Here is a 16,008-nt window from a genome sequence, read left to right as displayed (position 1 = left end):
ACTGCAAACAGTCCACGCCTTTTTCTATCTTTAAATAAGATATGTCTTTACTTAATTCCCAGTTGGGTTTTAACTTTAGAAGTAACATCTACACTCTCTGCACCTACATAAGGTATTGGTGTGCGAGCCAAATCAAAGATATAGATTGCGCCTTCTGCTTTGCCTACAGCCTGGATGGCGTCATCCAATTTTTTATAGATGGGAGCCAATGCATCTTGCTGTGCTTTCTGCATGCTTTGGTAGGCTTCCTGTTGGAATTCTTCTTGTCTTTGAGCCATCTCTTGCAATTCTTTCTGGCGTCTTTCAGCTATATTTCTCGGCAGAGAGTCTGCTTGCTGCTGGAATTCTTGCACTTTCTTGTTGAATTCTAATTGAGTGCGTTCCATTTCTTGCTGATACTTTTTTGACATAGCATCGAGATCAGCTTGTGCCTTAGTATATTCCGGCATAACAACAATAACCTCCTGAGAGTTCATGTGAGCAAATTTTTGTGCCATCGCTCCCAAAGGAAGAGCGAACAGTACCACGAGTAGTGCGATTTTTTTAAGCATAATGTTTATTGTTTATTTTAATAATTAGTCGTTGAATAAATGCAAATATAGTGCAAACTGAACGCAATACAAAATAAGCTTGCTTATTTTTAATGTTGGAGTGTGGCCATATTCGCGAAGCAAATGTATGAAATTAATTTGAATATCCTAACTTAGCAAGCACTTCATTGCTGATATCAATACGCGGAGAAGCAAAAATGATGCTTGTTGCAGATGCCCGGTCAACGACTACAGAGTATCCTTTCTGCTCCGATATTTCCTTGACCGCATTATAAATCTCATCCTGAATAGGTTGCATCAGGCTTTCGCGTTTCTTGAATAATTCCCCTTCAGGACCGAAATATTTGCGGCGAAGTTCAGCAGCTTCTTTCTCTTTAGCGACAATCGCTTCCTCTTTCTTTCCTTTTTGTTCTTCAGAAAGAAAGACGGCTTCCGATTGATAGTTCTTGTACAACGTCTTGGCTTCCTCGGCAACCTTCTCTACTTCACTCTGCCATTTCTTGGAAACCTGGTTCAACTGTTCGTTTGCACGTTCGTAAGCCGGAATGTTTTTCAGAATATACTCCATATCAATCAAGGCAAACTTTTGTGCACTGGCTGTCATACCTACGGCAAACAGCAAGATCATTAATAAAACAGACTTTCTCATAACGTTTGGTTTTTGTGATACAATTAGAATTCTTGTCCTAAGATAAAGTGGAATTGACTGCCACCGTAATCTGAGGAACCACGTATTTTATCGAAACCATAAGCCCAGTCAATACCCATCATACCGATCATCGGCAGGAAGATACGGACACCGACACCTGCGGAACGTTTCAATTCGAATGGATTGAAATTCTTCACATCATGCCATGCATTACCGGCTTCTACAAAACCTAACGCATAAATACTGGTACTTGTTTCCAGCATCAGCGGATATCTTAACTCAAGTCCGAGACGGGTATAAGCGTAACCTTCGTAACCGTAAGGAGTCAATGAACTGTTTTCATAACCACGAAGGGCGATGCTTTCCGTTGCGTAGCTGGAGTAACCGGTCATACCGTCACCACCTACATCGAATGTTTCGAACGGAGATTTCTTATACTTGTTGTAGTGTCCCAGCAAACCGAATTCAACACGGCCCATCAATACCGGGGTACGTTTAACAGCTACCGGGTCCATCAACGGGATGTACACTTTGGATTTGAATTTCCATTTGTGATATTCAATCCATTTGTGCATCTTGTTCATGTCGTCCTGGCTGGTAGTACTGTACTTGCTGTAGTCAGTTCCATCAAACAGTGAGTACGGCGGAGTTAACTGTACTGACAATGAGAACTCAGAACCGGAACGGGGATAGATCGGATTGTCAATAGAACTACGAGACAATGTCAGGTTGATACTAAGGTTGTTACACTTACCGTTTGTAACGGGGAAGTACTGCCAGTCGCTCAGGATATAGCGTTGGTAAGATAACTCAGCTGTAAACTGGAAGTAGTCATCCGGCCATTTCAAACGCTTACCGAACATGGCAGCCACACCGAACATCTTGATAGACTTGTCGGGGTCGTAATAGTTCTCATAGCTGTTGTAGTTACCGTAATTATACATACCATAACCATACATGCCACTATACATACTGTTGTAATAGCTATTCATATATGCCGAGTTGTAGTAGCGGCTACTGATATCTGTCTGTACGGAATAGAAGGCCGACAGAGAGAATGCGTTCGGACGTTTACCACCGAACCACGGGTCATAGAATGAAATGCTATAGGATTGGTAATACTTGGCATTAGTCTGTCCGCTGATGGTCAAGGTCTGACCATCACCCTGCGGCAGGATACCACGGTAGTTTTCACCCGGATGCAACAAGTTGGCCAGTGAGAAGTTAGTGAACTTCAAACTCAACTTACCGATGATACCGGTTTGTCCCCAACCGGCAGAGAATTCCACCTGGTCGTTAGCTTTGGATACCAGATCGTAACCTATATCTACGGTTCCGTCTTCCGGTCTTGGCTGAATATCCGGTTTGATTTGTTCCGGGTCGAAGTGTCCCATCTGCTGGATTTCACGCATAGAACGCATCAGGTCTTCACGGCTGAACAGGTCACCCGGACGGGTACGGAGTTCACGGCGTACTACGTTTTCATACAAACGGTCGTTACCATTGATGTTGATCTTATTAATGGTAGCCTGGCGGCCTTCGAAAATACGCATTTCCAAGTCGATGGAGTCTCCTACGATATTTACTTCTACGGGCTCGAGGCTGTAGAACAAATAGCCGTTGTTATAGTAGAGGTTACCGATAGCATCTTCGTCTGACATGGTACGTTCTTCCAGTAATTTCTGGTTGTATACATCACCTTTCTTCATGCGAAGCATAAAGTTCAACTGTTCGGAAGGATACAAGGTGTTACCTACCCACGTTACATTACGCAGATAATATTTTTCTCCTTCATCAATCTTCATGAAGATGTCTACGGTGCGGTCATCGTACGGTTTGATGCTGTCTTCTACGATCATAGCATCGCGATAGCCTAATTCGTTGTACTTATCGATGATCAACTGCTTGTCTGCCTCGAAGTTTTCTTCCACGAACTTCTTGGTACGGAACAGATTGAGCAATTTATTCTTTTCGTTGGTCTTCTTCATGATGCGTTTCAGCTTCTTAGTTGCAATCGCTTCATTGCCAACGATGGTGATTTCGTGTACTTTTACCTTCTCCTTTTTGTCGATGTCGATATCCACGATCACCTGGTTATCGTTGGATACATCGTCTTTCTGCGAGATGATAACTTCTGCATTCTTAAAGCCTTTATCATCAAAGTAGCGCTTAATCAAAGTTTTGGCGCGGTCAATGACATTAGGAGTCACCTGTCCGCCCTTAATCATACCGATTCGGCTTTCTATATCCTCGCGCTCTGACTTCTTCACGCCGTGATAGCGGATATCGGATACACGCGGACGCTGAGTCAGATGAATCGTAAGCCAGACCTTATCGCCTTCTATCTTATCTGCGGTGATTTGAACATTGGAGAACAGACCATGCTTCCAGTAACGCTTACAAGCCTGAGTGACTTCGTCACCCGGTATGGTAATCGTTTGTCCTACAGACAAACCGGATAGTCCGATTAGTACATAGTCCTCATAGTTCTTAACTCCTTCTACTTTAATTTCTGCAATTTCATACTTCTTGGGTGTTCCCGAATAGAGAATAACCGGTTTTGCTGCATCATTATCGGTGCCATTGGCATCTTGAGCCGCACTTGTCAGTACACAACCGAAGAGGCAGATAAACGCTGTGAGTATAGAGAAAATACGATAGTGCATTTATGTTTTTGATTAAATATGTTTGAGTTTAACTGATTTGTTCACTGGTTTTGCCGAATCTGCGTTCCCGTCTCTGGTAGTCGCAAATGGCTTTGCAAAGTTCCTCTTCCCGAAAATCGGGCCAATAGGTTTCACAAAAATAAAGTTCCGAATACGCGCATTGCCAAAGAAGGTAATTACTCAGACGGATTTCTCCACCGGTGCGTATCAGCAAGTCGGGATCAGGCATGAAGTGGGTAGTCAGGTGCTTTGACATTAAATCGCAGTCGATCTGTTCGGGTGTCAATTCTCCTTTCTGCACCAAAGCGGCAATTTGCCGGCTGGCTTCTGTGATTTCCCAACGTGAAGAGTAGCTGAGTGCAAGTACCAGGCACATACCTGTATTCTTAGAAGTATTTTCTACGCAATTGTATAAACGTGTCTGTACATTTGCGGGTAACTTTTCTATATCTCCGATGATCCGGAAACTGATGTTGTTCTTCATGAATGTATCCTCTTCGATGGAGTCGAAAAGAAGGCTCATCAAGGCTGCCACTTCATCTGTCGGGCGGTTCCAGTTTTCGGTTGAGAACGTATATAGGGTCAGATATCTGATGCCCAGTCTGGCTGCCTCTTCGGCTATTACATGGACGGTTTCTGCACCGACCTGATGTCCGTAGCTGCGCTCGTGTCCGCGCTGCTTCGCCCATCGTCCGTTGCCATCCATGATAATCGCCACATGCTGGGGTATCCGGCTCAAATCAATTTGTTCTTTATATTGCATCTTTTTTAGTTGTTACATTCCTTACATCTTGGGAAGAGGTCGTAGGTGACGAAAAAGACGGTAAATGCATAACTGTCTTTATTCTTCCAACCTTTTCCTTTTATCTGGTATGGGTCTTCCAGCTGCAAACCTTCCCGTTGAGTAACATCCAACTGGTCGCTAAGGCTGAACCGCATCGTAAACTCGCATCCTATATTGATGCGTGGGGTTGCTTTGAATTTTATTCCCGCTCCTATGGGGATGTTCATCGTAAAGACCGTCTTTACAGGCTTTGGTGCAAACGTAAAACCCAATCCACCTAATATATAAGGTGTAAACCGACGGTCACCCCGGTACGTATTACCGATACCATATCCCAAAAAGTTATATTCAAACTGTGCTCCCAAATCGATTATAGTCCGTTTGAAAGTGGCATACTCTCCATTCGGATACACATTTTTGAAATCTCTCGTGTCACCGGAAATCCTGCCGGCTGTCAGATTGCCTTTTATTGCCATGTGTGGATTCAGTAAGTACCGGGCTATAAAACCTCCCGCTATACCTGTGTCTTTAAACGGGGTGCTGCTATTTGCATCTCCCATATAAAAACTTCCTCCAATGGTTCCTCCCATCTCCCAAGTATATTCTTCCTGTGCCATGGCACAACAGAATGGGAACATGAGCAGGCAAAATACTATTTTTATATTTCTTATAATAGTCATACCGTTTTCTTGTTACTCCTTTTATATATAAGGAAACGGAAATTTGACTATTTTATTATTGTTGCTTGAAACCCAGTTTGTTTAGACGCCCACGCCAAACAGAACCGTCGCTACTCCATACAATCCAAATATAATGGTTTGCGTCAATGGTCAGAGAGTAATCTCCCTTGTCTTTGAATAAACTTATATACTTAATCGTATCTTTAGCATCTTCGCCTTCGCCCTTTTCTATTTCAATCTTTGTCGGGTACCGGAATTTCGTGGCAGCTTCGTTCCAAGCTATTCCTACGAGGGAGGAACGGATTATATTGAAATCTCCACCCATCATGTGGAATAAGCCTCCGTAGTACATGATTGACGGATTCTTCATGACCGGACAGAAAAAGTCTGAAGGCGTATTTATGTCAACCCAAGTAAGCCCGTCCATTGTGGACCAAGGTACTGTTGCTTTGGCTGTTTCTTCCGTATTGCCCACTATCACTGTTTGCTTGATGCCACTTGCATTTGTGAATACAGTGGAGTATATACCTTCCAGTGGGAAATCGGAAGGAACAATCTCTTCACTCGGTTGCCATTCTGTTTCTTCTGCATTTCTCGCGCAGAAGTAATGGTCACCATCTTTCGTGAAGATGCCGGCAAGTTTGTTCTTACTTCCCGTTACGGCGTCTTCCGGAATACCAGCTACGAATGTTACCATCTGCATTCCTTGCACATCCATTTCGGCCCAATCAATACCGTTGTCGGAATCGAACGCTTTCCCACTCTCTGTGGTGATGTATAATCGGTTGTTGAAATGAACGATAGAAGTTAATTTTGCATCTGAAGGTAGACCGTTGATTGTAATCGGGCTTCCCCATTGAAGGCTGGCAGGATTTTCTACGGAACTGCGATAGGCTGTCGTAGTAGAGGTGTAAATAATTAAATTTTTATTTAGTACTACAGACTTTTGTTTTCCGGAAGCCGGAGAAACGGGTAGTGATGGCATTTCTCTCCAAATCAGTGAGTCCGGATCCTGTGTGTGAACATTTACCTTGATAGTATATTCGCGGGTAGTGATTCCGTCGGCTGCATGTACTTTTAGTTTGATCGGTTCTCTCAGGTCAACCGAGTCGTTCATGTTGAATACAGTATCATTCAAACCTGAAGTTACCCATCCTGTTACCGTCAGTGTGTCGATTAAGATACGTTTTATGATGGAATCAGCACCCATAGGAAGCGAGTCTACATTATAAATTTCTCTTTTCAGCTGGTCAATCGTAAACTTATAATATACGCCTTTTGTTATACTATCAATACCAAAGGCACGTATCGTCGCGTCGGAACTATATTCATAATTTTCATCTGAGTCAAGACACGAACTTATGGCAATTGACATAAGAAGAAAACTCAGTATTACGGATAAAAACTTTATTCTCATTTTCTAAAGATAGTGTTTATTTACAAGTTGCAAAAATAGGAACATTTTTTTCTATAATCAGCATCCCGGGGAAGTTTTATATAAAATTATAGATAATACCCCTGTTTTTCTCGATAAAAAAGCATCAAAATGAGGTGATTCGGACTATTTCGTTGCTGTGTAATGCCGTATACTTCTGCCGAAAGATTGCTCACAGGCATAACTAATTTTATCGTTCATTTCAGGAGCTTTAACACCGGATATCAGTGATCTGGGACTTTCTTCAACATACGCTTCATCCCAAAGCCTCGCATCGATGAAAGATTGTAGCAAGGTGCTTCCGCCCTCCACCAACAGAGATTGAATACCACGCTCATACAATATCTGCATGATCTGAGGTAATATGTCCTGTTGGAAATCTATCGGGAGGTATTCCACGTTGGGCAGAGCATCATGGAAGTGTTCGGTAAAGACGAGTGTCAGTACACTTCCGTCAAACAAATGAAGGGTAGGAGACAAGCTCTGTTTCCGGTCGATGACGAGACGTATCGGAGAGCGCCCATGCCAGTTGCGTACATTCAAAGATGGATTGTCCAGTTTAGCGGTACGTGTGCCTACAAGAATGGCAGAATGTTCTGCTCTCTTTTTATGTACCAGCATGGAGGTCAAGGGAGTGGATAGAATCACAGGATTTCCTTTGGTCCGGCATAAATCAATAAACCCGTCTGCGGATTCTGCCCATTTCAGTGTGATATATGGGCGGTGCAAGGTGTGAAAGGTTATGAATCTTTTGATTAGGTGCCGACATTCGTCTTCCAGTACTCCTACGATTACTTCTCGTCCGGCATCTTTCAGTTTCTGTATGCCCCGTCCGGCAACCTTGGAAAAAGGATCCTGGCAGCCGATGACGATACGAGGGATTTGTTTTTCAATAATCAAATCTGCACAGGGAGGAGTTTTCCCGTGATGAGAGCAGGGCTCCAGACTTACATAGATGGTGGAACGCTTTAGTAATGAGGTCTCTTTTACGGAACGAATAGCATTGACTTCAGCGTGTGCTTTTCCGCAACGTACATGATAGCCCTCACCGATGATCTTCCCGTCGCATACGATTACCGCCCCCACCATCGGATTGGGTGCTGCATTACAAAGTCCGTTTCGCGCCAGTTGTATACAGCGGCGCATGTATTTTTCTTCTTCCATGTGTGCCATTTTTCTATGATAATTCTTACTTTTGCACCCCAAAACGGATTCTTCGTTATTCGGAGTGCGGACAAGCCAAGTCCGTATCCGACCTGTATCCGGTTCGTATCATCTCCGTGTCCTATAGCTTGGACTTATTACGGACTTATTACGGACCTGCTACGGAGAACCTACGGAGAACTTATGGAGAATCTACGGAGATACTACGGAGATGATCTGTGGAAAGCCCGTCAGTTGAACTGATAAAGAATCCCAAATATCCATTTATGAATATTACCGCCTCTTATATCCGCCGGAAACTGCAGGGTCATTATACGACGCAGGAAGCCGGAAATTTGTCCAGATTAATCTGTTGTGAGATTCTGGGGCAGCAAACTGTGGATTATTATCTGGGCAAAGATATAACTTTATCCGTAAAGGAGGAACAGGAATTGGAAAGCATTCTTGCCCGTTTACGTAATTTTGAACCGATACAATATATTTTAGGGGAAGCCCGCTTCTTGGGAAGAACTTTTCGCGTGGCTCCGGGTGTACTCATTCCTCGTCCGGAAACCGAGGAGCTGGTAGAGATGATGTTAAAAGAACTTTCTCCCGTTTCTCGTGTTTTAGACGTTGGGACAGGTAGCGGTTGTATCGCCATTTCTTTGGCGAAAGAATTACCAGGGTCGCAAGTCACCGCTTGGGATGTATCGGGAGAAGCTTTATCTATTGCTGTTGCTAATAGTAAGGCTTTGCAGGCATCTGTACGGTTCGAACAGCGCGATGTGTTAACTTATGAACCTTGTGTGGCGGACTGTTATGATGTAATTGTGAGCAATCCGCCTTATGTTACTGAAGCTGAGAAACAAGAGATGGAACATAATGTGCTGGATTGGGAGCCTTCGTTGGCATTGTTTGTACCCGATACAGATCCTTTGCGTTTTTATCGGCGCATAGCCGTGCTGGGACTTGAGATGCTTATGCCTGGTGGAAAACTTTATTTTGAAATTAACCGTGCTTTTGGAAAAGATACCGTAGCGATGTTGTGTGAAGCAGGATATCGTGCGGTCCGACTCCAAAAGGACATATCTCATAATGATCGATTTGTAATAGCCGAAAAATGACGAATATTACTGAAACAGAGGCGCTGAATAAAGTGGCTGCCTATTGCTCTACAGCGGAACATTGCCGTGCTGAGATTTCTGAAAAACTACAGCGTTGGGGATTGCCCTATGATGCCATTGACCGCATTCTCAAGCGGCTGGTAGATGAAAAATATATTGATGAAGAGCGCTTTTGCCGTGCCTTTGTGAATGATAAATATCGCTTTGCCAAATGGGGAAAAGTGAAAATTGCGCAGGCGCTGCAATTGAAGAAAGTTTCTTATAATACATGCCGGCAGTTCTTGAATGAAATAGATGAAGAAGAATATTTGTCTATTTTAGATGGTTTGCTGACTGCAAAAAGGAAAAGTATACATGCGGAGAATGAGTATGAGTTGAATGGAAAATTGATGCGTTTTGCCCTGAGTCGGGGTTTTGAAATGAAAGATATTCGTCATTGTATACAACTTTCTGACGAAAATGACGACTTTGAGTGAAAAATCTCTTTATTCTTTTTTTATTCTCGTTCTGTTTCTGTATTTTTGTGCCATATTTACTATAAATAGCTAATTTAGTTATGAGAACTTTAGAAAAACTATTCGCAGAGAAGTTGCTGAAGATAAAAGCGATTAAACTACAACCGGCAAATCCCTTTACATGGGCTTCCGGATGGAAATCTCCCTTTTACTGTGATAACCGCAAAACACTTTCTTATCCTTCTTTGCGTAATTTTGTAAAGATTGAGATTACCCGTTTGATATTGGAACGTTTCGGGCAGGTGGATGCAATTGCCGGCGTAGCAACAGGCGCTATCCCTCAGGGAGCTTTAGTTGCCGATGCGCTGAATTTGCCGTTTGTGTATGTACGTTCTACCCCGAAAGACCATGGATTGGAAAACCTGATCGAAGGAGAACTTCGCCCGGGTATGAAAGTTGTGGTGGTTGAAGATTTGATTTCTACAGGTGGAAGTAGCTTGAAGGCCGTAGAAGCTATTCGTCGCGACGGATGTGAAGTAATCGGTATGGTTGCAGCTTATACCTATGGTTTCCCAGTTGCAGAAAAAGCATTCAAAGATGCCAAAGTTCCTTTGGTGACGCTGACGAATTATGAAGCGGTTTTGGATGTTGCACTTCGTACGGGTTACATCGAAGAAGATGATATTGCAACGCTGAACGAATGGCGTAAGGACCCTGCACATTGGGATGCTGGAAAGTAACGGCGGTTTATACTATAAAATAATTAATATGATAAAAGGGCCATTCGGATAGTTTCTGTCCGGATAGTTCTTTTTTTGTCTTTTAAAGAGAATCAAAATATGACAAAATTTGAAAGTAGTGTAAAAACTATACCTGCCTCACAGGAGGCTGTTTATGAGAAACTATCTGATTTGAATAATCTGGAGAAGCTTAAAGACAGCTTGCCGGAGGATAAAGTAAAAAACTTGAGTTTTGACTCGGAGAGTATGATGATAGAGGTAGCTCCCGTGGGTAAAATAGCGCTGAGTATAGTAGAGAAAGAATCATACAAGTGTATTAAGTTTGCCACGACTACTTCACCACTGCCCTTCAATCTGTGGATACAGATTGTTCCGGTGACAGAAACAGAATGTAAGCTGAAATTAACCATTGGCTTGGAACTGAACCCTTTCATGAAAGGTATGGTTCAGAAACCTTTGCAAGAAGGGTTGGAAAAGATGGCGGATATGCTATCGATCATACCCTATTAATCACTAACCATTAATCACTAAATAAATGGCTCAGAAACTTTGGGAGAAATCCGTTCAGGTAAATAAGGATATAGAACGCTTCACGGTAGGACGTGATCGCGAGATGGACCTTTATCTGGCTAAACATGATGTGGTAGGTTCTATGGCTCACATCACCATGCTCGAAAGTATCGGTCTGCTGACGAAGGAAGAGCTGGCTCTTTTGCTTGAAGAACTGAAAAATATCTATGCGGCTGCCGAGAAAGGGGAGTTTGTGATAGAAGAAGGAGTGGAAGATGTACACTCGCAGGTAGAATTGATGCTGACGCGTAAATTGGGTGATATAGGTAAGAAGATACATAGTGGTCGCTCGCGTAACGATCAGGTGTTGCTCGATCTGAAACTTTTCACGCGTGCGCAGATTAAGGAGATTGCTGAAGCTGTGGAACAACTGTTTCATGTGCTGATATGCCAGAGTGAGCGTTTTAAAGATGTGCTGATGCCGGGTTATACTCATTTGCAGATAGCTATGCCGTCTTCTTTCGGATTGTGGTTTGGCGCTTATGCCGAGAGTCTGGTGGATGATATGCTCTTTTTGCAGGCAGCATTCAAGATGTGTAATCGTAATCCTTTGGGGTCGGCTGCCGGGTATGGTTCTTCATTCCCATTGAATCGTACGATGACAACACGTTTGTTGGGCTTTGACTCTTTAAACTATAATGTTGTTTATGCCCAGATGGGGCGTGGCAAGATGGAACGTAATGTAGCTTTTGCTTTGGCAAGTATTGCCGGAACTATCTCCAAACTGGCTTTTGATGCTTGTATGTTCAACAGTCAGAACTTCGGTTTCGTGAAGCTGCCTGATGATTGCACGACAGGTTCCAGCATTATGCCCCATAAGAAGAACCCGGATGTCTTTGAACTGACGCGTGCCAAATGCAATAAACTGCAATCATTGCCACAACAGATCATGATGATTGCCAATAATTTGCCGTCCGGCTATTTCCGGGATTTGCAGATTATTAAGGAAGTCTTTTTGCCTGCTTTCCAAGAGTTGAAAGACTGTTTGCAGATGACTACCTATATCATGAATGAAATAAAGGTAAACGAACATATCCTCGACGATGACAAATACCTGCTTATTTTCAGTGTGGAAGAAGTGAACCGCTTGGCACGCGAAGGTATGCCTTTCCGGGATGCTTATAAGAAAGTGGGATTGGACATTGAAGCCAGAAACTTCTCACACAGCAAGCAAGTGCATCACACACATGAGGGAAGTATCGGTAATCTCTGTAACGATGAAATCTCGGTGCTGATGCAGGAAGTGGTAGATGGTTTCAATTTTCATGGAATGGAAGTAGCTGAAAAAGCTTTGCTTGGTCGATAAATACGATATTGTATGCGGAAACTCTGTATAGTCATAGGAATGCTTTGGTTGTGTGTCACCAGTTGTGGTGATTCCTACGAATCGAGCATTCCTTCCGTTACCTTTAATTTTTCATGTAGTCTTTCACAGTCTCCTTATTATAAGATTACGACTCCCGGTCAGTTTCTGAAGATAGAGAAGAATGTAAATGGACTGCCGGTGGGCTATGCGGGATTGATTATCGGGCAGAGTGTTTTCTCAGAGGGGAATACTTATGTTGCTTATGATGCAGCTTGTCCGGTGGAGACCAGTCGTAATGTTTCGGTAGAGGTCTTGGAAGATGGATTGGGGACGGCAGAATGTCCTAAATGCCATACCAAATATAATTTGAGTAGTGGCGGATTTCCTACGGGGGAAGGTACAGAGTATCTGAAACATTATAAAGTCACTGTGTCCGGCACTTCTTTGCAAGTGAGGAACTAATAAAACTGTAACATTTTCTATGTAAAAAATTTGGCTGTAACGGGGAAACTCCTTATCTTTGCACCCGTTCTACAAAAAAGACCTGCGGAAATAGCTCAGTTGGTAGAGCATAACCTTGCCAAGGTTAGGGTCGCGAGTTCGAGTCTCGTTTTCCGCTCTCCTTTATAGGATGCTCGAATGGTGGAATGGTAGACACGAAGGACTTAAAATCCTTTGGCCATTGCGGCTGTGCGGGTTCAAGTCCCGCTTCGAGTACTTGATTTGACGCTAATCGCTTAATAATGAGCGGTTAGCGTTTTTGTTTACCTCTCTTTATGTCACAAAAATGTCACTTCGTGCGATTTATCCCCGAATGAATACTAAAAAAGGCTGTTTGCCACACTTGACAAACAACCTTTCATTTGCGATTAAAATACCTTTATGGCATTTCTGTCACAAAAATAAGTAAAGTTCCCGATAATCTACAAAACATAAGGCTAAATAAAGCAATAATCAAATAGTAGACATTTCTTGAGTGCGCATATTCTCTCTAAATTTCAATAGTACATTTATACTATACCTTACTGAAAGATACACTCATGAGAATTCACACGGGAAAAGCCTATATTGCAACTGATTGATTATCAATTTTAGGGCAGTTTTGCCCTAAACTATTTCCAGAGAGTAGGCGTCCGTAGAATTTACAGATAAACAAACAGACCCTTACCGTAATCTTACCGTGATTTGGGAGATAATCCTCAAGGTTACGTTAGGGGTGCTTTTCCTCTGTAGTTTTGTATCACATTGATTTTCACCAATGTCGAATTTTCGACTATGGGTTAGGCTATTTCATTAACAACGCCTGTTTACTCAGGTCTACGCATGAATACACATAATCTAAAACACCTTTTATTGGGATTATGAGGGTGAGAGTTATTTGGAATGGTTCTAAATTATTACAGAGAAAAATACCCGGTAGCCATATTGCTACCGGGGCATCTGATAAAGTGAGCGTTGGACATAGCCCCAACATGCCTTATACTTAGTTTTATGTGGTTTCATTTAATCCGGCAACCGTATTATTGCCGGAGATATCATTTCTTGGTAAAATCTCCAGTGGAATATTATACCTATCTATCGTGCGATATGATTTTCATGTGCGAATACTTGGTCTTTGAAGCTGTTACTTCATTCTCTCTTTCTCTCTTTAGTTCTGCAAGTTCTTTCTTTACTTGTTTTAGCTCTGCTAACACGTCTGCAAAGCTTTCCGACATGCGCAATATGTGCTGCATCATTGCTGTACTTATTTCCATGATTGAATAAATTATTTCTTTTTTGGAAACATTTCTATGATTTTCCCCTTCTTGTGGTCAGATTTCACCGTTGGACACTCAGCGCCTCTTTTTTTGATCGGGCACAATAAACAACTACCACGTCCTGCGCAATAAGCCATACAGTTATGGTAAGTTTCAGTAAGGATTTGGTTAGTTTCTTGAAGCTCCAAACGTGCAAGTTTCAAATCATCTATTAGTTCTGCTACCATTATTTCGTTTTCTATTATCATTTGCTTTTGTGGTAGAATGGATATTAGCCACCCTTACCGGGCTAATAATCAATCTCCGCAATAACAACCACGTCCGTAGCCCATTGCACGGCTTAATCTGTCTTGATACTCACTATAAGAAATGTTCTCTTTGCGTGCTGCTATTTCTTCTCTCATACGCTGTGCTTTGGCTTCTGCTTCACGTTTGATACGGTCGGCTTCCAACTGTGCATTAAAGAGAATAGATTGAATAGCAGCTTGCTCTCTGTGTTCTTTCTCTGTTTCTGCCTTTGCTTTGGCTTCTGCTTCCATTGCCAGGCGATTAGCTGCTAACATAGCATCAAACTTAGCCATCTTCCAACTCTTTTTGAGGGCTTCTGAAAAGGTTGGGTACTTGGCACGGGCGTTGTTATACAACTGGTGTGCTCTCTTCATAATTTTACTCAAATTATACTGTTTCATAAATTTTATATTTACGTTTACTTCAATTTTTACGATACAAATTTACGTATATTAAAATTAATACGCAAAGTTTTTATGTAAAATATTCCACTTTAGTGCAATTTTCCTATTATTTATTGTTGTATATTGAAATTTTACGCTATTTTTGTACCTACAAGAACTTTTAATATAGGTAAATATGATACAGATTAAAGAACTGCTAAGGCAGAAAGGGATGGCCGCAAAAGACTTGGCGGCAAAAATGAATATCAGTGAGGGAGCTTTATCTAAATCGCTTTCGGGTAATCCAACACTTGAAAGGATCTCACAGATAGCGGACGCATTAAACGTTCCTATAATAGAACTATTTGAACCATCCAAAAGCGGTACGGCTTCTATCACCTGTCCGCATTGTGGAAAGAACATCAATATCAAAGTAGAGTAAAGTGTATTGTATCGGTTTTCAAAAGTGTATCGGGTGTATCGGGAGCGACACAGCTAAAGCCGCTTATTTATAGTGGTTTGCGTTCTAAGTGTATCGATACAGCCGATACAAGGAATGAAAAAGCCCCGTTCCGTTCATTCGGTTCGGGGCTTGCTTGTCTTAATTAAACGGTCTCGCTTCACAGCGGTACACTATCTTTAGAAAGTAGCTGCGGAAAGTTCTTTAGTTATACGCTCAACAGCTACCCGTATCTTATCATACTGCTTTTGTCCGGCTGCTGTCACACCGGAAGTATATTGCCGCATCAATGAAGCGTTGATACCTGCCAACTCTGCAACCTTAGTAACATTCAGGAATGAGAAATAGTTGAAGAAAGATTGCATATCATATTTGTAAGTAAACTCCAGTTCCGGCACTTCCTTGCCTTCTTCTGCCTGCATTTCCTTTATTTCCTCATACGCTTTCATCATATCCTCTTTGGCGGCTTCTGCCGTATCTCCATATCCAGCCAGACCAAAGCCGGGTAAATCTTCCTCGACAAAGCATGAGTAATACCCATCGCTCGCCTTTTCCATGATCACAGTTACTTTCATATCCATTGCTTTAAAAATAGGAGTACGGCAATATACCGTACCCCATTGCCTCAACATTTACAGCCTTTTAGGTATGAAGCGCAAAAGGTAGGGGGATTACTCCCCCAAAAGAACCTTTCTTGCTTTACGTTCCATTCCGGTAGGTACTTCTTGTTTGCCATGCCTTGACAGGGCAAACTTATTACCCGTTTTAGGACTGTACCAAATATCATGGTTTGCCCCATGCATGCCTGAGAACGTAACAACCTGCTGCGGTAAGTTCCGCAAAAAACTGATTGTACTTCATAATTTAAAAGACCGTTTGTTTAAGACAATACAAATATAGTGTTTTTGCTATAACCCACCAAATAAAAACATAACTTTTTTGCTATATTTTATTTAGGTACTTATCTGGCTATCCCGGTATCATACCGCAATTTGAAAGGGTATGCCGAAAATCCGT

General features: G+C 42.3%; 18 protein-coding genes and 2 tRNA genes. 9 read left to right on the top strand and 11 right to left on the bottom strand.

Translation table 11 applies throughout. The features are described 5' to 3' along the window. Positions 1–47: 47 nt before the first annotated feature. The 7 genes from BN161_RS24780 to ribD all read right to left on the bottom strand — a co-directional run bounded on the left by BN161_RS24780 (position 48) and on the right by ribD (position 7,929). Positions 48–551 carry an OmpH family outer membrane protein gene (locus tag BN161_RS24780; protein WP_044271368.1) on the bottom strand — a complete coding sequence of 168 codons (504 nt, stop codon included), beginning with the start codon at positions 549–551 and terminating at the stop codon, positions 48–50. A 133-nt stretch (positions 552–684) separates the two neighbouring features. Then, complete coding sequence (locus tag BN161_RS24775; RefSeq protein WP_044271366.1) at positions 685–1,200, bottom strand: OmpH family outer membrane protein; 516 nt, start codon at positions 1,198–1,200, stop codon at positions 685–687. 23 nt (positions 1,201–1,223) lie between these two features. Next, a complete protein-coding gene (bamA, locus tag BN161_RS24770) occupies positions 1,224–3,866 on the bottom strand; it encodes an outer membrane protein assembly factor BamA (RefSeq protein ID WP_044271364.1) in 2,643 nt (880 codons plus the stop codon). A gap of 28 nt (positions 3,867–3,894) precedes the next feature. Beyond that, a complete protein-coding gene (locus tag BN161_RS24765) occupies positions 3,895–4,629 on the bottom strand; it encodes an isoprenyl transferase (protein WP_007217075.1) in 735 nt (244 codons plus the stop codon). A gap of 5 nt (positions 4,630–4,634) precedes the next feature. Next, positions 4,635–5,330 (bottom strand): type IX secretion system protein PorG, encoded by a 696-nt coding sequence (porG, locus tag BN161_RS24760; RefSeq protein ID WP_044271361.1) that lies wholly within the window; start codon positions 5,328–5,330, stop codon positions 4,635–4,637. A gap of 55 nt (positions 5,331–5,385) precedes the next feature. Then, the gene (locus BN161_RS24755) at positions 5,386–6,747 is read right to left on the bottom strand and encodes a DUF6242 domain-containing protein (protein WP_044271359.1); all 1,362 of its coding nucleotides are present in this window, start codon (positions 6,745–6,747) and stop codon (positions 5,386–5,388) included. 144 nt (positions 6,748–6,891) lie between these two features. Further along, positions 6,892–7,929 (bottom strand): bifunctional diaminohydroxyphosphoribosylaminopyrimidine deaminase/5-amino-6-(5-phosphoribosylamino)uracil reductase RibD, encoded by a 1,038-nt coding sequence (gene ribD / locus BN161_RS24750; RefSeq protein WP_044271356.1) that lies wholly within the window; start codon positions 7,927–7,929, stop codon positions 6,892–6,894. Between the two features lie 266 nt (positions 7,930–8,195). Here ribD and prmC point away from each other — a divergent pair, with 266 nt between their 5' ends. The 8 genes from prmC (at position 8,196) to BN161_RS24710 (ending at position 12,820) form a co-directional block, all read left to right on the top strand. After that, positions 8,196–9,032 (top strand): peptide chain release factor N(5)-glutamine methyltransferase, encoded by an 837-nt coding sequence (gene prmC, locus BN161_RS24745; protein ID WP_044271354.1) that lies wholly within the window; start codon positions 8,196–8,198, stop codon positions 9,030–9,032. Beyond that, positions 9,029–9,508: a regulatory protein RecX gene (locus BN161_RS24740; RefSeq protein ID WP_044271351.1), complete on the top strand. Its 480-nt coding sequence runs from the start codon at positions 9,029–9,031 to the stop codon at positions 9,506–9,508. The genes prmC and BN161_RS24740 overlap by 4 nt, the downstream gene beginning before the upstream one ends. Positions 9,509–9,588: 80 nt before the next feature. Continuing rightward, positions 9,589–10,227, top strand: a complete 639-nt coding sequence (gene pyrE / locus BN161_RS24735) for an orotate phosphoribosyltransferase (protein WP_007210602.1) — start codon at positions 9,589–9,591, stop codon at positions 10,225–10,227. Positions 10,228–10,326: 99 nt separating this feature from the next. Continuing rightward, the gene (locus BN161_RS24730; RefSeq protein ID WP_044271349.1) at positions 10,327–10,737 is read left to right on the top strand and encodes an SRPBCC family protein; all 411 of its coding nucleotides are present in this window, start codon (positions 10,327–10,329) and stop codon (positions 10,735–10,737) included. Positions 10,738–10,762: 25 nt separating this feature from the next. Continuing rightward, positions 10,763–12,103, top strand: coding sequence for an argininosuccinate lyase (argH, locus tag BN161_RS24725; RefSeq protein ID WP_044271348.1), 1,341 nt, complete (start codon positions 10,763–10,765; stop codon positions 12,101–12,103). A 12-nt stretch (positions 12,104–12,115) separates the two neighbouring features. Beyond that, a complete protein-coding gene (locus BN161_RS24720) occupies positions 12,116–12,565 on the top strand; it encodes a Rieske (2Fe-2S) protein (RefSeq protein ID WP_044271347.1) in 450 nt (149 codons plus the stop codon). Between the two features lie 84 nt (positions 12,566–12,649). Then, positions 12,650–12,722, top strand: a tRNA-Gly gene (locus BN161_RS24715). A 14-nt stretch (positions 12,723–12,736) separates the two neighbouring features. After that, positions 12,737–12,820 (top strand) — tRNA-Leu (locus tag BN161_RS24710). 854 nt (positions 12,821–13,674) lie between these two features. On the opposite strand, the gene BN161_RS24705 is transcribed toward BN161_RS24710, so the two are convergent. Genes BN161_RS24705 through BN161_RS24695 form a run of 3 tightly spaced genes read right to left on the bottom strand, consistent with a single transcriptional unit; the run spans position 13,675 to position 14,549 of the window. Next, positions 13,675–13,857, bottom strand: a complete 183-nt coding sequence (locus BN161_RS24705) for a hypothetical protein (RefSeq protein WP_044271346.1) — start codon at positions 13,855–13,857, stop codon at positions 13,675–13,677. 11 nt (positions 13,858–13,868) lie between these two features. Further along, on the bottom strand, positions 13,869–14,108 hold the full coding sequence (locus BN161_RS24700; RefSeq protein ID WP_044271344.1) for a hypothetical protein: 240 nt from the start codon (positions 14,106–14,108) through the stop codon (positions 13,869–13,871). Positions 14,109–14,156: 48 nt separating this feature from the next. After that, complete coding sequence (locus BN161_RS24695) at positions 14,157–14,549, bottom strand: hypothetical protein (protein ID WP_044271342.1); 393 nt, start codon at positions 14,547–14,549, stop codon at positions 14,157–14,159. A gap of 178 nt (positions 14,550–14,727) precedes the next feature. On the opposite strand from BN161_RS24695, the gene BN161_RS24690 reads away from it, so the two are divergent. Beyond that, a complete protein-coding gene (locus tag BN161_RS24690; RefSeq protein ID WP_044271340.1) occupies positions 14,728–14,973 on the top strand; it encodes a helix-turn-helix domain-containing protein in 246 nt (81 codons plus the stop codon). Between the two features lie 197 nt (positions 14,974–15,170). Here the strand turns inward: BN161_RS24690 and BN161_RS24685 are convergent, their stop codons facing one another. Then, complete coding sequence (locus BN161_RS24685; protein ID WP_244436620.1) at positions 15,171–15,566, bottom strand: type II toxin-antitoxin system HicB family antitoxin; 396 nt, start codon at positions 15,564–15,566, stop codon at positions 15,171–15,173. Positions 15,567–16,008: the final 442 nt, after the last annotated feature.

This window comes from Bacteroides timonensis (assembly GCF_000513195.1).
Lineage (GTDB): Bacteria > Bacteroidota > Bacteroidia > Bacteroidales > Bacteroidaceae > Bacteroides > Bacteroides timonensis.
The sequence above is the reverse complement of the archived record's forward strand: the minus strand, read 5'-3'. Positions and strand labels throughout refer to the sequence as shown.

What these genes read in the sequence shown, in the direction of transcription:
- BN161_RS24685 (WP_244436620.1), bottom strand. Translation starts at nt 15,566, where the DNA reads ATGAAAGTAACTGTGATCATGGAAAAGGCGAGCGATGGGTATTACTCA.
- BN161_RS24700 (WP_044271344.1), bottom strand. Translation starts at nt 14,108, where the DNA reads ATGATAATAGAAAACGAAATAATGGTAGCAGAACTAATAGATGATTTG.
- BN161_RS24720 (WP_044271347.1), top strand. Translation starts at nt 12,116, where the DNA reads ATGCGGAAACTCTGTATAGTCATAGGAATGCTTTGGTTGTGTGTCACC.
- BN161_RS24755 (WP_044271359.1), bottom strand. Translation starts at nt 6,747, where the DNA reads ATGAGAATAAAGTTTTTATCCGTAATACTGAGTTTTCTTCTTATGTCA.
- porG (WP_044271361.1), bottom strand. Translation starts at nt 5,330, where the DNA reads ATGACTATTATAAGAAATATAAAAATAGTATTTTGCCTGCTCATGTTC.
- pyrE (WP_007210602.1), top strand. Translation starts at nt 9,589, where the DNA reads ATGAGAACTTTAGAAAAACTATTCGCAGAGAAGTTGCTGAAGATAAAA.
- BN161_RS24705 (WP_044271346.1), bottom strand. Translation starts at nt 13,857, where the DNA reads ATGGAAATAAGTACAGCAATGATGCAGCACATATTGCGCATGTCGGAA.
- bamA (WP_044271364.1), bottom strand. Translation starts at nt 3,866, where the DNA reads ATGCACTATCGTATTTTCTCTATACTCACAGCGTTTATCTGCCTCTTC.
- argH (WP_044271348.1), top strand. Translation starts at nt 10,763, where the DNA reads ATGGCTCAGAAACTTTGGGAGAAATCCGTTCAGGTAAATAAGGATATA.
- BN161_RS24765 (WP_007217075.1), bottom strand. Translation starts at nt 4,629, where the DNA reads ATGCAATATAAAGAACAAATTGATTTGAGCCGGATACCCCAGCATGTG.
- ribD (WP_044271356.1), bottom strand. Translation starts at nt 7,929, where the DNA reads ATGGAAGAAGAAAAATACATGCGCCGCTGTATACAACTGGCGCGAAAC.
- BN161_RS24690 (WP_044271340.1), top strand. Translation starts at nt 14,728, where the DNA reads ATGATACAGATTAAAGAACTGCTAAGGCAGAAAGGGATGGCCGCAAAA.
- BN161_RS24740 (WP_044271351.1), top strand. Translation starts at nt 9,029, where the DNA reads ATGACGAATATTACTGAAACAGAGGCGCTGAATAAAGTGGCTGCCTAT.
- BN161_RS24730 (WP_044271349.1), top strand. Translation starts at nt 10,327, where the DNA reads ATGACAAAATTTGAAAGTAGTGTAAAAACTATACCTGCCTCACAGGAG.
- BN161_RS24775 (WP_044271366.1), bottom strand. Translation starts at nt 1,200, where the DNA reads ATGAGAAAGTCTGTTTTATTAATGATCTTGCTGTTTGCCGTAGGTATG.
- BN161_RS24780 (WP_044271368.1), bottom strand. Translation starts at nt 551, where the DNA reads ATGCTTAAAAAAATCGCACTACTCGTGGTACTGTTCGCTCTTCCTTTG.
- BN161_RS24695 (WP_044271342.1), bottom strand. Translation starts at nt 14,549, where the DNA reads ATGAAACAGTATAATTTGAGTAAAATTATGAAGAGAGCACACCAGTTG.
- prmC (WP_044271354.1), top strand. Translation starts at nt 8,196, where the DNA reads ATGAATATTACCGCCTCTTATATCCGCCGGAAACTGCAGGGTCATTAT.